The organism is Erwinia persicina (assembly GCF_019844095.1).
GTDB classification, from domain to species: domain Bacteria; phylum Pseudomonadota; class Gammaproteobacteria; order Enterobacterales; family Enterobacteriaceae; genus Erwinia; species Erwinia persicina.
The window spans coordinates 1,845,899-1,860,205 of sequence record NZ_CP082141.1 but is presented as its reverse complement, the minus strand read 5'-3'; the positions used below and the strand labels follow the sequence as shown (position 1 = coordinate 1,860,205).

Sequence of the window (14,307 nt, the reverse complement as noted above, 5' to 3'; positions counted from 1 at the left end):
TCAGAAGTCGATCAGCACGCTTTTGTAGCGCTGGCAGGCCTCGAAAGCCTGACGACCCAGATCTTTGCCGATGCCGGAGCCGTGGAAGCCCCCGGTGGGGATAATAAAGTCGCCGGAGCGCCCGTAACGGTTGATCCACACCGTCCCGGCCGCAATGCCGCGCATCGCGCGCAGGGCGCGGTCGATATTTTTGGTATGCACCCCGGCGCACAGGCCGTAGGTCGGGTGGGAAGCCAGCGCCAGCCCTTCAGCCTCTTCGTCAAAAATCTGTACGGTGAGCACCGGGCCGAAGATCTCTTCCTGCACTGCCGGATTGTCATGGCCGCTCACCGCCAGCAGTGTCGGCTGCCAGAAGTAGCCCTCCCCGGTATCCGCAAAGCGCTCGCCGCCGACCAGCACTTCTGCCCCCTGCTGACGGGCGCTGGAGACCACCGAGGCCACTTTTTCCGCCTGCCGGCGGTCAATCATCGGCGCATAGCGGCTGGCTTCGTCCCAGGTCACGCCAGCACGGAACCCCTGGCACAGTTCAATCAGTTTGCTCATCAGCGCGTCGTGAATGCCACGCTGAACAATCAGACGGGTGCCGGCGACGCAGGCCTGGCCGCCGTTGGCGGTGAAGCCGCGCAGGATCCGCCCGGCGACGTCATCAATATCACCGCAGTCATCAAACACCAGCTGCGGGCTTTTACCGCCCAGTTCCAGCGTCACCGGCTTCATGCCGTTGAAGGCGGCGTCGCTCATAATGCGTGCCCCGGTGGCGGTGGACCCGGTGAAAGAGACTTTGCGCACCAGCGGATGTGCCACCAGCGCACTGCCGGTGACCGCCCCGCTCCCCTGGATAATATTCAGTACCCCGGCGGGCAGGCCGGCCTGGATTGCCAGCTCGGCCATCCGCACGGTAGAAAACGGCGTCAGCTCCGAAGGTTTCAGCACCACGGCATTACCGGCTGCCAGCGCCGGGCCACATTTCCACGACGCCATCGACAGCGGGAAATTCCACGGCGTGATAGCCCCGATCACGCCATATGGCTCCGGCACCAGCATTCCCAGGCTGGCATCGCGGGTCGGTAATACATCGCCACTGTATTTGTCAGCGCACTCGGCATAGAAGCGGATGGCTTCAGCGGTAAAGGGGATCTCGTGGTTGACCACGTCGTAAATCGGTCGGGTTGAGCCCAGTGACTCCAGCTGCGCCAGTAAGGGGTCGGCGGCAATCAGGTCGGCCCAGCGATGCAGTACCGCGCCACGCTGGCGCGGCGGGCACGATGCCCAGCCGCTGTCGCGCACCGCCAGATCGGCACGGGTCACGGCATCATCCACCAGCGCGGCATCCGCTTCAAACAGGTCGGCGGCACGCTGGCCGTCGGACGGACGGTTAACGGTTAATACCGTTCCATTGCCGGTCAGATGCTGACCATTAATGAAATGTCCTGCCGGTAACACTATTTTATCGGGATCGAAACTGAGCATGTACGGACCCTTAATGTTGACCAGAACTATTTGGTCTGAGTTATTTCATTTGTATTAAGCAATGCAGAAAGTATGCCACCCGTGCAAAAAAATAATAATGCGTAAAAGCGGGTGCAAAAAAATTTTCTGCCGTAATGGCGAGTGTTTTATGACAGATAAACCGACTGAGTAAATAGATGATTTTCATCACAAAATAAACGCACCACAGCGGTGAATCCGGTACTAAACTTGCACCAAATAAGCGCGGTGACGGTATTCACTTTGCGTTAAGTGTCGGTATTACGGATAAAAAAAGGCCCGCACCTTTTCAGGTCGCGGGCCTTTTTTAACGATTAACGGTCATTCTTACTCAAAATAATTCGCATGGCGGTAAGGGAAAGGCTCCCCGGACACGCAGATAACTCAACTCAGTGACCGGGTGAATAAATGCAGGCAGTGCGCCTGCGGCCGGAACGAAAACGGACAGGTTAAAGACTGCCGAAATGGAAGGCTTTTGATTCCAGATACTCTTCGATGCCGTAGCGCGAACCTTCCCGCCCGACGCCGGATAATTTAATCCCACCGAAAGGCGCCACTTCCAGCGAAACCGACCCGGTATTAAAGCCAACCATGCCAAACTCCAGCGCCTCGCCCACCCGCCACGCACGACGGATATTTTCGGTGAAGAAATACGCCCCCAGGCCAAACGGGGTGTCATTGGCCATGGCGATGGCTTCCTCTTCGGTATCGAAGATAAACAGCGGTGCCACCGGCCCGAATGTCTCTTCGTGGGCAATGCGCATCGCGCGGGTGACGCCGCCCAGTACCGTTGGCGCAACAAAGGTGCCGTTGCCGCTGCTGATACCGCCCGCCAGCAGCTCCGCGCCGTGGCTGAGCGCGTCTTCTATATGACTATTCACCTTAGTCACCGCCGCCTGGTTGATCAGCGGCCCGATGGTGCTGCCCTCCGTAAAGCCGTCGCCAACCTTCAGCTTTGCCACTTCCGCCAGCAGGCGTTCGGCAAAGCGCGGGTAGATGTTGCGCTGCACCAGGATGCGGTTGGCGCAGACGCAGGTCTGCCCGGCGTTGCGGAACTTGCTCATCATCACTCCGCTGATGGCAATCTCCAGGTCGGCATCATCAAAGACAATCAGCGGCGCATTCCCGCCCAGCTCCAGGCTGAGGCGCTTAATGCTGTCGGCGCTCTGCTGCATCAGCAGCTGGCCAATACGCGTTGAGCCGGTAAAGGAGATTTTGCGCACCGTGCGGCTGGCGGTCAGGGTTTCCCCGATGGCCTTCGGCAACCCGGTCACCACCTGCAGTACGCCCGCCGGGATGCCCGCCCGCCGGGCCAGCTCCACCAGCGCCAGCGCCGACAGCGGCGTCAGCTCTGAGGGTTTAACAATGATCGGACAGCCCGCCGCCAGCGCCGGGGCGACTTTGCGGGTGATCATCGCAATCGGGAAGTTCCACGGGGTAATCGCCGCCGCCACGCCCACCGGCTGTTTCAGCACCAGAATGCGGCGGTCGTCGCTGGGGGCCGGAATGGTATCGCCGTAGATGCGCCGGGCTTCTTCCGCAAACCATTTGACGAACCCTGCACCGTACAGCACCTCTCCACGGGCTTCCGCCAGCGGTTTGCCCTGCTCGGCAGTCATGATAATCGCCAGATCCTCCGCGTTGTCCTGGATCAGCTGGTGCCACTTTTCCAGCAACTGCGCGCGCCCGGCGTTAGGCATTTTCGCCCAGCTTTGGCGGGCGGCATCGGCAAAGGCAATCGCCTGTTCTGTTTCTGCCGCACCGAGCGAGGGAATGGTACACAGCACCTCGCCGGTAGAGGGGTTAATCACCGGCAGGGTTTCACCGTTAAAAGCCTCCTGCCACTGCCCGTTAAAATAGGCCTGCTGGCGCAGCAGAGTGGCATCCTGTAAACGTTTTGCGAGCATAGCGTCTCCTTAATCGATTCATTTCACTGTAGCGGAGGAGGCGCAGGCAATGCTGCGTTATCGCTCAGGCCGATGCGCGGCGGCGCGTGAATTGCGGCAGGATACGAAATTTTATGCCGTCGGGGTGATGAGGACGGGTTTGCGCTGCATCCAGGGGCAAAAACAGAGCCCCGGCGGTCAGCGCCCGACCCTGCGCGAAAGGAGAAATGCCATCATCACCATCCCTGCCGCCAGGCCAAACGTCACCCGCATGCCATGAGACGATGCCAGATCCGCCGCATAATGCCCGTAGCGCACCCCGGCGGCATAGACGGCCGCCATCAGTGCGGCACCGGCAATAAAGCCCAGATTACGTGCCAGATTCATCAGCCCCGAGACCAGACCGCGCCGCGCCGGATCGGCCCCTTTCAGCAAAGCGGTATTATTCGCTGCCTGAAACAGCGCATAGCCCGCCGTCAGCAGCATCAGCCCGGCCATATAACCCGCCGTTGCGGCGGCGGGCGGCAGAACGGTCAGCAGCAGGCACCCCGCCGCCACGGCCGCTAATCCGGCTGAGGTTGTAAAGCGAGCGCCCAGGCCGTCCACCAGCCGCCCGGCGGGCAGACCGCTCAGTGCCGCAACCAGCGGGCCCACGGCCATCACCAGGCCGGTGTGGCGCGGGGTGAGGTGCAGCCCGTGACTCAGATAAAACGGCCCGACGATGAAAGTGGTCATCATCACCATCGTTACCGCCATGCTCATCAGCAGCCCGTGCGTCAGACCCCCGTGACGCAGCAACGCCCGCAGCGAACCGCGAGGGGCAGCCGTTACGCTGGTAACGGCTGGCGGCAGAGAATGCTGGATCAGCCCCCAGGCCAGCAGCCCAAGCGGCAGGTTAATCAGAAACAGCGCCTGCCAGCCCGCAGCGGCAATCAGCAGGCCGCCCAGCGCGGGGCCCAGCGCCGTGCCGATGGCTGAGACGGTGCCCAGCAGCCCCATGGCGCGCCCGGTCCGGTCGGCAGGCAATACCTGGATCGCCAGCGCCAGGGTATTCGCCATCATCATCGCGCCGCCCAGGCCCTGCACAACCCGCGCCGCAATCAGCCAGCCGATGTGGGTGGCCAGGCCGCAGCCCAGCGATGCCACACTGAACAGCAGCACGCCATAGCCGAGCAGCCGCTGTCGTCCGAACCGGTCGCCCAGCCAGCCCATCGCCAGCACTGAGGCAGTGACGGCCAGCAGATACGCCAGCACCACCCACTGCATCTGCGAAAAAGAGGCGTTAAACGCCGTTGCCAGCGTCGGCAGGCCGACATTGGCAATACTGCTGCCCATTGAGGAGATCAGCATACTGAAGGCCAGCGCCCACAGCGGGCCGGAGGAAGAACGGGGAAGAGATGAAGTCATGGCTTAAGCTCCCGGATAAAGGTACCCGGAGCTTATGCCGTTAACGAATAAGGCGGAAGACGCACGCGTGTCAGTATATAGCTGCACCGGACGCCATGTCAGGCTCAGATCTGGAAGTCGATCACCGGCTCTTCATCGTTCAGCGACAGTGCCTGGCGTTTAATCTCTTCCAGCGACAGGTTGGCATTGCAGAGCTCAAGGAACTGCCAGACAAAATTACGCTGTAGCTGACCGCGCTTCAGCCCCAGCCAGACGGTATTGGACTCGAACAGATGGCGGGCCTCCAGCCGCGTCAGCGGGGAATGTTCATCCAGCTGGCAGGCCTGATCGGCCAGCACCCCGACGCCCAGGCCCAGCTCAACGTAAGTTTTCACCACGTCAGAATCCTGCGCACTGAGCACGATATCCGGCTGCAGGCTGGCAGCATGGAAGGCACGATCGACCTTCGACCGCCCGGTGATCCCCTGACGGTAGGTGATCAGCGGATAGCGGCTGAGGGCCGCCAGCGTCAGCGGCTGCTGCTGTTCCAGATCGTGCCCCTTCGGCACCAGCAGCGCATGATGCCAGCTGAACCACGGGAAAGCGGCCAGCGCCGGGTTATTCACCACCTGCTCACTGGCAATGCCGATATCCGCTTCGCCCGCCACCAGCATGGAAACAATCTCCTGCGGCGACCCCTGATTCAGCTCAAGGCGCACGTTGGGATACAGCGCACGGAAGGCTTTAATCACTCTCGGCAGGCTGTAACGCGCCTGAGTGTGGGTGGTGGCGATGGTCAGCACGCCGCTGGATTCGTTGGTAAAGACGTCCGCCAGGCGACGCACTTTACCCGCTTCATCGAGAATGCGTTCGGCAATGGTCAGTAGCGCTTTGCCGGGTTCGGTCATGCCCAGCAGGCGTTTTCCCCGGCGGATAAAGATCTCGACCCCGAGTTCATCTTCCAGATCGCGAATATGGCGGCTGACGCCGGACTGGGAGGTAAACAGCGCATTGGCCACTTCGGTAAGATTAAACTCGCAGCGTGCTGCTTCCTTGATGATTTTAAGTTGCTGAAAATTCACGCGCGCTCCTCCCTCTGTTATCTGTTGGTTTCCTTCATGTTAAGGATGCACATTGATAGCAACAAATAATAAAAAGAGGTTTTATATGCTTTTTAGCGATAAGGGATAAAAGTGAGGCGCGCGATGGCGCGCCCGGCACAAGAGGGGAAATTAGCTGACCAGCATCAGCTCGCGATCTTCCGCTACGGGGGTGTTGAGCAGTGACAGCAAAATATTTTTTACCGCCTGAGCGGAAGGTGACAGCGGGCCTCTGGCAGAAATATTCAGCGACAGCGGCAGGTTCAGCGTCGGGCTGGTAATACGTGCCATCCACGCATCGGTGGCGTTGACCAGCGCGCGGGCGGCCGACTCCGGCAGTACTGTCGCGCCCATGCCACTGGATACCGCGGCGGTGAGCGTGGCGATGGATTCAATCTCACCGATAATGCGGGCACTGAGGCGACGCAGGGAGAAAGCCTCATCAACGCGCTTGCGCACGGCGCTGTAGTCACGCGGCAGGAACAGGTTCATCCCGGCGACGTCGGTCAGGTCGACGCTCTGACCCGGGCAGGTGCTGGCTCCAACCAGATAAAGTTCTTCTTTCATCAGCGGAATGCTGGTGATACCGGCGGCCGGGGAGCGATCGTACAGCACCGCCATATCCAGCTGGCCATTCATCACTTTTTCGTTTAACAGCGCGCCGCTGTTCTCATGCAGGTAAACCAGCACGTCGGGAAACTGCTCACGCACGGTTTGCAGCAGCGGCATGGTCAGTGACGACGCCGCCGTTCCCGGTGCCAGCCCGATAGAAACCTGGCCTGACAGCGCCTGCCCGGCATTAATGACCGCCGACTGGGCCTGCTCGCACTGCCGAAGGATAGTGCGGGCGTGGGAATAGAGGATTTTGCCCGCGTCGGTCGGCGTCACGCCGCGTTTGGTGCGGATCAGCAGCTGCTGGTCAAGTTCATTTTCCAGCGTCGCCACCTGCTGGCTGAGAGCCGGCTGTGCAATATGCAGCACTTCTGCCGCCTGCGTCAGGCTGCCAATATCGACGATTTTCACGAAATACTTCAGTCGTCTTAAATTCATGTTGCCTCCGTCACGGTTCCCCGGGTGCCAGCGATGCTGGCCGTTATAATAAGTTTTCATTCTGACAGAACAGGTTTTGCAAGGGACGTGCCAGATTTATCCTAAAGGCGACAAGGCAGGCGGGATGCAGGCTAACAGGCCGTAAAATAAGAGAATCTGATTACGGACGCAGGAATAATAAGGGCGTGGAATATCTGACAGGTCAGATCCCTTTCCGGCTATTGCACAGGGATGGTGCAGAATATGCGTTGAGGGTGTGCAGGCTTTGTTGTCGGGGGCTGACCCGTACTTCGGTCAGCCCCGACAGGGGGATTAACGCTTGCTGCGGTTGCGGTACATATCAATCGAGACCGCTGCGACAATAATCATCCCTTTGATGATGTCCTGAATGTAGGCGTCAACACCAACAAAGGTGAAGCCGCTTTTAATCAGGCCGAGGATCACCGCACCAATCAGCGTACCGGTAATGCGCCCGACGCCACCCATCAGGCTGGAGCCGCCGATCACCGCTGCGGCAATCGCATCCAGCTCGTAGCCCAGACCCATGCTTGACTGACCGCTGCTGACGCGCGCTGCCAGTACCACACCTGCCAGGCCGGACAGCCCGCCCGCAATGGTATAGACGATGATCAGGTATTTATTAACGTTGATACCGGAGACTTTCGCCGACACCATGTTGCCGCCGATGGCGTAAACGTACTTCCCGTAGCGGGTGTGTTTCAGTGCGATATGGAAGATCACCGCCACCACCAGGAAGATGATCACCGGCATTGCGCCCTGCCCGATGGCGGTGAAGCCGTCGGAGAGGAAGCTGATCGGGTTACCCTGGGTGTAGTACTGTGCCAGACCGCGTGCCGACACCATCATCCCCAGCGTGGCGATAAAGGGAGGAATGCCGGTTTTGGTAATCAATACGCCGTTAACGATACCGCACAGAATACCGACCCCGATCCCCGCCCCGATGGGCAGCACGGCAGGCATGTCGACCAGCGAAGGAAACATCGGTGACAGGCTTTCAGAGGTTTGCGCCAGGCTGGCCGCCACCACCGCCGTCAGTGCTATCACTGACCCGGATGACAGGTCGATGCCCGTGGTGATGATCACTTGGGTCACGCCCACGGCGATAATACCGATGATAGCGACCTGCAGCACGATCAGCACCAGGCGGTTCGGGTTCATCAGGAATGACTGATCGCGGACATACCAGCCGAAGGCTTCAAAAATCAGCGCGATGCCGACCATGACCACGAAAATACCGGTATCTTTAGGCAGTTTGCCTTTCAGGTTGCTGAAGAACGACGGGGTTTCAGCGGACTGTTGCGTTGTCATTTTCACATCACTCATGTTTGTTTACCTTACGCCCTTACTCGGACGCCAACGACAATATGGTTTCCTGGTCGGCTTCTTCTTTATTGAGGATGCCGGTAATACGTCCCCCGTGCATGACCATCACGCGGTCACTCATACCGATAATTTCCGGCAGTTCTGAGGAGACCATAATGATGGCGACGCCACGGCTCGCCAGTTCGCTGATCAGACGGTAGATTTCCGCCTTTGCGCCGACGTCGATACCACGGGTAGGTTCATCAAGGATAAGGATTTTCGGTTGGGCCAGCAGCCAGCGGGCAATCAGTACCTTCTGCTGGTTACCGCCGCTAAGGTTATTGATGATCTGGTCCATGGTCGGCGTCTTGATATTCAGACGCTTGATCTGTTCCAGACAGTCTTTGGCCATGTTGCCATGATTAACGAACCCGCCATTGGCGCTGTAGTCCGTCATTTTGACGATACTCATGTTTTCCATGACCGACAGCACCAGGAACAGGCCTGACTTTTTACGGTCTTCGGTCAGGAACGCCAGCCCCTTTTCAATGGCGCTGGCTGGTGAGTCAATCGTGGTCGGTACACCCTCAATCAGGATCTCGCCACTGTCGATGGAGGTCATGCCAAACAGACTTTCCATCACCTCACTGCGTCCGGCACCCACCAGACCCGCCACCCCAAGGATCTCCCCGCGACGAACGTTAAAGCTCACGTCGTGGAACACACCCTTACGCGTCAGGTTACGCACCGTCAGAACGTCTTCACCGATATTACTGTCCGTTTTCGGGAACAGCTGGGTCAGTTCACGCCCCACCATCTGGGTGATCAGCGACTGGCGGGTGTAGCTCGCCGTTTCGTTGCTGGCCACCCAGGTGCCGTCACGGAACACGCTGACTTCATCGGTAATGGCAAAGATCTCATCCATTTTGTGACTGATATAGATGATGGCTTTACCCTGCGACCGCAGGTCGCGAATGATGGTGAACAGATGCGCCACTTCGGTTTCCGTCAGTGCCGAGGTCGGTTCATCCATAATCACGATATCGGAGTTCCAGGAAACCGCCTTGGCGATCTCCACCATCTGCTGGGAGGCGATGCTGAGATCGCCCACCATTTGCTCAGGACGCAGACGAATATTCAGCTTAGTCAGCAGGTCCCGGGTTAAACGGTTTAATTTACCGTGGTCAACAAAGCCGAGCCTCATCGGCTCGCGACCCAGCCAGATATTTTCGGCGACCGTCATATGCGGTACCAGATTAAGCTCCTGGTGAATCATGGAAATACCTGAACGCAGCGCGTCCAGCGTATCGGTAAACTGCACAGGTTGTCCTTTAATGCGAATTTGTCCCTCATCGGGACGATAAATCCCGATGAGGCACTTCATTAACGTGGATTTACCTGCGCCATTCTCACCCATCAGAGCATGCACCGTTCCCGGCTTGATACGGAATGAGACGTTGCTTAACGCCTTCACGCCCGGGAAAAACTTGCTGATGCCTTCGGCTTCAAGCGCATATGCGGTCATTTAACACCCTCCGTACTACGAGTTCAGCGAAAGTTATTTCAGGTTTTTACTGGTGAAGTTGGTGTAGTTATCTTTGGTAATCAGCTGATAAGGGATAAAGACGTTTTTCTGCACCTGCTCACCTTTCGCCAGTTTCACGGCTGTCTGTACGGCACCGGCACCCTGACCTTTCGCGTCCTGGAAGACAGTAGCGACCATTTTTCCGTTTTTAATCATCTGCAGCGCGTCCGGTGTACCATCCACGCCCGCGATCAGGATTTTCTGATCGTTTTTCCCCAACGCCTGCAGGGCACCGATAGCCATTTCGTCGTTGTTTGACGCGATGGCCTGGATATCATCGCCGGCGGTCATCCAGTTGCTCACCACGTCTACCGCGTCATTACGGGTAAATTTCGCGGTCTGTTTCTGTACCACTTTCAGGCCTGGGTACTTCGCCACTACCGCTTCAACACCTTTAGTACGGTCGCGGGTAGCTTCGTTTGCCAGGTCACCCAGCAGGATGGCAACGTTACCTTTGTAGTCCATACGTTTTGCCAGGGCTTCCATCTGCAGGCGACCCGCCAGTTCGGAGTCGGAACCCACATAGGCCATTTTGCCGGTCAGTTCGGTTGCCGGTTTACGGTTAACAAACACCAGCGGGATGCCGGCTTTGCTGGTCAGATCAACAATCGGTTTTACCGCATTGGTATCCACCGGGTTGATAATGATGGCGTCAACGCCCTGCCCGATAAAGTTCTGAACCTGTTGCAGCTGCTGTGCGACGTCACCTTTGGCGTCTTCAATTTGGCCTTTCACGTTTTCCGTTTTCATTTCGTTAGTAATGGAGTTACGGACAATCGTTAAGAAGTTGTCATCAAACAGTGCCATAGAGACGCCTACCTGCAGGTCTTTGGCAAAGCTGGTAACGGGTAACATGCAGACTAACAGTGACGCTAAAATTGTTTTTTTCACGTTCATGTCCAGGCCCTTTTTATCATTAGCATGCGAAGGTGTCGGATCCTGCGAATGAAAAATTTCTTTTACATTCACCTCACCTCACCCACGGCGTTATTAAAGTGTAGGAGGTAACTATTTTGGGTAAAACTATCGCTCTTTTTACTGGGTATCGGGTGCTTATTTTAAATTTAAAAACAGTAAGTTAAATGCCATTCTGCTGTTTCTCTTTCTGTCATCCCCACCTGCGTTGCCGCAGAGCAGTTTTTTTGTTTCATAATAACGTCAATTGAAACTTTCATCATGAAAGCATCGAAACGCATGTTTTAAAATCAGCAAATAACAAAAATTTGACACACCTCTAACATCGGCCAGCGAAAGACAACAAAGTGAGATCTGGCGCAGAGATTGAAGATTGTCCAATCAAGATAAAAAACCCGCATCCTGCTGCTTTTGCCAGCAAACGCACCGCAGGGGTCAATTCGGGCTTTGACATTTCGCAGACACGCCGTTAACATGCGCCCCGTTCACACGATTCCTCTGTAGTTCAGTCGGTAGAACGGCGGACTGTTAATCCGTATGTCACTGGTTCGAGTCCAGTCAGAGGAGCCAAATTAGAAAAGCCCGCTCAGGGAAACCTGAGCGGGCTTTTTGCTTTATGTGATTATAAATCGCTAACAGACTCAGATTTTATCCATCACATAACGATGCGCTTTGGACGCCGCGCTGGCGGCCTTGAAAATATAGCTTTTGTCGTTCTTCAGTGTTTTGTCAACATCCCGTAAAACCCGGCTACGTGATTTTAGATATCTTTCCTTAACGTGTCGTGATGTTCGCGAAGTCAGCTCTTGGCACGAGGCGGACTGACATGCAGGCCAATGTCCTTGAGGAGTGAGGAGCGGAAGTTATTTCTCTGCTTACCTAAACGACATAATGCAGTGTAACAATCAGATCATGCTAAAGTATTAGCAAAATACAGGCGTTCTAAAATAAATCCTCTTATCCAGAAGCCATTTTCATAATGAAAACATTTACTAAAAAAGTTAGCGTTTTCCACTTCAGTCCTTTTCGTTATCTGTTTGCTGCTCGCCTTCTTACCGTTCTGGGCAATGGTATTGCACCGATTGCATTAGCGTTCGCAGTGCTTGATATTGGCGGTTCGGTATCTGATTTAGGTCTCGTTGTTGCGTCCCGCTCCATCTTTAACGTTTTATTCTTGTTGATCGGGGGCGTATTAGCGGACCGCTACTCTCGTAACCAGGTATTGGTATCCTCTTCTGTTATTGCGGCAGTTTCACAAGCTATTGTCGCATGGTCAGTGTTGGACGGTTCAGCAACTGTGATGAGTCTGGCATTACTAGGAACGTTGAATGGAGCAGCAGCTGGCATCGCGTTACCTGCATCCTCAGCGCTGGTCCCCCAAACTGTTCCAGTGCAGAATTTGCGAGCAGCGAATGCATTAATTCAGCTTGGTATTTATGGCGGTACGATTATCGGCACTTCGCTTGGTGGGATCCTAATCAGTTCTGTCGGACCCGGTTGGGGACTGGCAATTGATGCGGTAGGTTTCGCAGCCTCTGCACCGCTTTATTTCTTAATTCGTATTACATCAATCAAAGCATGCCCACCATCAGGTAATATCCTGCAGGACTTAAAAGAAGGATGGGACGAATTCACAAGCCGAGCTTGGGTATGGGCAATTGTGGTCCAATTCACCATTATCAATGCAGCATTTAGTGGCGTAATGATGGTACTTGGCCCTGTGATTGCTGATGCTTCTTTTGGGCGAGCTAATTGGGGAATTATGGTTGCTGCGCAAAGCGTTGGCCTTATGACAGGTTCGTTCTTCGCCCTAAGATGGCGTCCACGACGCGATCTTTTTATTGGTGTAATGCTAGTAGCATTATGCTCAGTGCCCATTTTTATGCTTAGTCAACCTGCTTCTGCAACGTGGCTTATTGCAGCTTTTTTTATTGCTGGCGTAACGTTCGGTCTATTCGGAGTCTCCTGGGCTCATTCACTACAAACTCATATTCCTCAGGAAAAATTGGCTCGCGTGTACGCCTATGACGCTGTAGGTTCGTTTGTGGCTATTCCCTTAGGTGAACTGGTCGCTGGGCCGCTGGCAATTCATTATGGTAGTAGTAATGTGCTTCTGGTTTCAGCGATAGCAGTAGTGATAGCAACTTTAGCAACCTGCCTGGTCCCTGGGATTAGACAGCTCGACAATTTCTCTCAGGTGACTTCGAAAAAGGCCACGAGCTCCTCATGACAATATTCAAAAAATTAAAAAATCTGAAATGTAAATTATTGCTTGCGACCAGATAAAACGATGGAAAATTCCTAAGGGATTAGTCTTCCCTGAACGCTTAAATCTCCGTTTTTGGCACACAGCGGATGAGCTAACGAATCGGAAGGTCCGCTGTGAGCGAGGAGCGGACGTCACGGAGCTATTAGAATACCGAGCGACGATTATATAAATGTTGTGCTTTTTACTCCCATCCCAATTCTTTGTAAGTCTTACTATCCTGTGCAGGAAAATCAGTTTGATATTCTCCCCAGTTACGGAACGCGTAATATTCTTTCATCGCTTCAAAGTGGGAATCTGCGTCACATATCCACACTAATCTGTAGTCCGGCTCCAGCATTTTACGAGCAGAGTCTCCCCGTGGACCAGCAAGACAAAACAAATCCAAACCACCTTCGTTTGTCCATAGCTCATGCTTCATAATATTGCTTCCATGAACTGCTCCCCATAATTTAAGATATTCCAATGTTAGCAATATCCCCTCCTAGCAATGACTGTGAGGGTAGACCCTTTTTCAAATCGGGATACCCGTTTTGAGATCGAGCTTAAAGGGTTCCCAGCCTCCTGGCGGATCCCACTCTCCCAGGCCAAGCACCGTCTCATTCTCTATAGATGTAATGATCACGCCATCAATGGCGCACCGAATCGATTTCCAGAGAATGCCCACTAGTATATCAATCAGAAAAACATGGGCGTAAGTGGTAACCAGAATCCGGCCCTGTAACCTGTCAGAGTGGATGTCAGGGACTGAATAAATATGGGCGACGTAATCACCTAGTCGATGGCTTCTGAACGAGTGTGTGGCCATGTCAAAAACATATAAGTGATCGCCACAAATGATCGCCACGTGGGATTCATTCAGAAGAAACTCAGAAAAGGCGCTGGAAATCAGCCAACCGTCCTCATCTACACGTACATACAATTGTAAAATCAGAATGGGCTCAGCGTCCTTACTGATTAGCAGTCGCCGATCCATTTCTCCATTAGTGCCAAAAGGATTGACGTCGATGATTGATAAAACTTCCGTTTCATCACCGGACATATTTTGTTCAACATAGGTCGCTTGTAATGTCATTGAGCATCCAAAGTGTGACAGGAGAAGAACTCATACTACTTTACAAGCTAATGTCACGACAGCACCGTATGTTGCCATATTGCACTGACCAGCCCCCGCAGATTAGTACATTCCGATGTAAGCAACTTCCGCTCCTGGCACCTGGCGGAGTGGGACAAGTCGTCTGCTATGAACGACATGCAGCCCATGCAACGGAGCCAGCGTCATCCCGGATTCCATCAATGTTTGAATGG

11 protein-coding genes, 1 tRNA gene and 1 pseudogene are annotated in these 14,307 nt (G+C 55.1%); 2 read left to right on the top strand and 11 right to left on the bottom strand.

Translation table 11 applies throughout. From position 1 onward, the window contains the following. From K6L24_RS08285 to K6L24_RS08250, 8 genes are all read right to left on the bottom strand, one after another. Positions 1 to 1,470 (bottom strand): aldehyde dehydrogenase family protein, encoded by a 1,470-nt coding sequence (locus K6L24_RS08285; RefSeq protein WP_118663831.1) that lies wholly within the window; start codon positions 1,468 to 1,470, stop codon positions 1 to 3. Between the two features lie 467 nt (positions 1,471 to 1,937). Further along, positions 1,938 to 3,395, bottom strand: coding sequence for an NAD-dependent succinate-semialdehyde dehydrogenase (locus tag K6L24_RS08280; protein ID WP_222682168.1), 1,458 nt, complete (start codon positions 3,393 to 3,395; stop codon positions 1,938 to 1,940). A 177-nt stretch (positions 3,396 to 3,572) separates the two neighbouring features. Next, positions 3,573 to 4,781: an MFS transporter gene (locus K6L24_RS08275; protein WP_222682167.1), complete on the bottom strand. Its 1,209-nt coding sequence runs from the start codon at positions 4,779 to 4,781 to the stop codon at positions 3,573 to 3,575. Between the two features lie 104 nt (positions 4,782 to 4,885). Continuing rightward, the gene (gene cbl, locus K6L24_RS08270; protein ID WP_062742692.1) at positions 4,886 to 5,842 is read right to left on the bottom strand and encodes an HTH-type transcriptional regulator Cbl; all 957 of its coding nucleotides are present in this window, start codon (positions 5,840 to 5,842) and stop codon (positions 4,886 to 4,888) included. Positions 5,843 to 5,992: 150 nt separating this feature from the next. Continuing rightward, positions 5,993 to 6,910, bottom strand: a complete 918-nt coding sequence (nac, locus tag K6L24_RS08265) for a nitrogen assimilation transcriptional regulator NAC (protein WP_062743082.1) — start codon at positions 6,908 to 6,910, stop codon at positions 5,993 to 5,995. 312 nt (positions 6,911 to 7,222) lie between these two features. Further along, complete coding sequence (locus tag K6L24_RS08260; protein WP_062742693.1) at positions 7,223 to 8,254, bottom strand: ABC transporter permease; 1,032 nt, start codon at positions 8,252 to 8,254, stop codon at positions 7,223 to 7,225. A gap of 19 nt (positions 8,255 to 8,273) precedes the next feature. Beyond that, the gene (locus K6L24_RS08255; protein ID WP_222682166.1) at positions 8,274 to 9,758 is read right to left on the bottom strand and encodes a sugar ABC transporter ATP-binding protein; all 1,485 of its coding nucleotides are present in this window, start codon (positions 9,756 to 9,758) and stop codon (positions 8,274 to 8,276) included. Positions 9,759 to 9,791: 33 nt separating this feature from the next. After that, on the bottom strand, positions 9,792 to 10,715 hold the full coding sequence (locus K6L24_RS08250; RefSeq protein ID WP_118665712.1) for a sugar ABC transporter substrate-binding protein: 924 nt from the start codon (positions 10,713 to 10,715) through the stop codon (positions 9,792 to 9,794). Positions 10,716 to 11,227: 512 nt separating this feature from the next. On the opposite strand from K6L24_RS08250, the gene K6L24_RS08245 reads away from it, so the two are divergent. After that, a tRNA-Asn gene (locus K6L24_RS08245) sits at positions 11,228 to 11,303 on the top strand. A 71-nt stretch (positions 11,304 to 11,374) separates the two neighbouring features. Here K6L24_RS08245 and K6L24_RS22295 read toward each other — a convergent pair. Beyond that, positions 11,375 to 11,461, bottom strand: a pseudogene (locus K6L24_RS22295) (hypothetical protein); the annotation flags it as partial. Between the two features lie 251 nt (positions 11,462 to 11,712). Here K6L24_RS22295 and K6L24_RS08240 point away from each other — a divergent pair. Further along, complete coding sequence (locus K6L24_RS08240; protein ID WP_222682165.1) at positions 11,713 to 12,963, top strand: MFS transporter; 1,251 nt, start codon at positions 11,713 to 11,715, stop codon at positions 12,961 to 12,963. 220 nt (positions 12,964 to 13,183) lie between these two features. Here the strand turns inward: K6L24_RS08240 and K6L24_RS08235 are convergent, their stop codons facing one another. Together K6L24_RS08235 and K6L24_RS08230 are read right to left on the bottom strand one after the other, a co-directional pair. Beyond that, positions 13,184 to 13,474, bottom strand: coding sequence for a hypothetical protein (locus K6L24_RS08235; protein ID WP_223564350.1), 291 nt, complete (start codon positions 13,472 to 13,474; stop codon positions 13,184 to 13,186). Positions 13,475 to 13,513: 39 nt separating this feature from the next. Further along, a complete protein-coding gene (locus K6L24_RS08230; RefSeq protein ID WP_222682164.1) occupies positions 13,514 to 14,074 on the bottom strand; it encodes a hypothetical protein in 561 nt (186 codons plus the stop codon). Positions 14,075 to 14,307: the final 233 nt, after the last annotated feature.

What these genes read in the sequence shown, in the direction of transcription:
- K6L24_RS08285 (WP_118663831.1), bottom strand. Translation starts at nt 1,470, where the DNA reads ATGCTCAGTTTCGATCCCGATAAAATAGTGTTACCGGCAGGACATTTC.
- K6L24_RS08280 (WP_222682168.1), bottom strand. Translation starts at nt 3,395, where the DNA reads ATGCTCGCAAAACGTTTACAGGATGCCACTCTGCTGCGCCAGCAGGCC.
- K6L24_RS08275 (WP_222682167.1), bottom strand. Translation starts at nt 4,781, where the DNA reads ATGACTTCATCTCTTCCCCGTTCTTCCTCCGGCCCGCTGTGGGCGCTG.
- nac (WP_062743082.1), bottom strand. Translation starts at nt 6,910, where the DNA reads ATGAATTTAAGACGACTGAAGTATTTCGTGAAAATCGTCGATATTGGC.
- K6L24_RS08260 (WP_062742693.1), bottom strand. Translation starts at nt 8,254, where the DNA reads ATGAGTGATGTGAAAATGACAACGCAACAGTCCGCTGAAACCCCGTCG.
- K6L24_RS08255 (WP_222682166.1), bottom strand. Translation starts at nt 9,758, where the DNA reads ATGACCGCATATGCGCTTGAAGCCGAAGGCATCAGCAAGTTTTTCCCG.
- K6L24_RS08250 (WP_118665712.1), bottom strand. Translation starts at nt 10,715, where the DNA reads ATGAACGTGAAAAAAACAATTTTAGCGTCACTGTTAGTCTGCATGTTA.
- K6L24_RS08240 (WP_222682165.1), top strand. Translation starts at nt 11,713, where the DNA reads ATGAAAACATTTACTAAAAAAGTTAGCGTTTTCCACTTCAGTCCTTTT.
- K6L24_RS08230 (WP_222682164.1), bottom strand. Translation starts at nt 14,074, where the DNA reads ATGACATTACAAGCGACCTATGTTGAACAAAATATGTCCGGTGATGAA.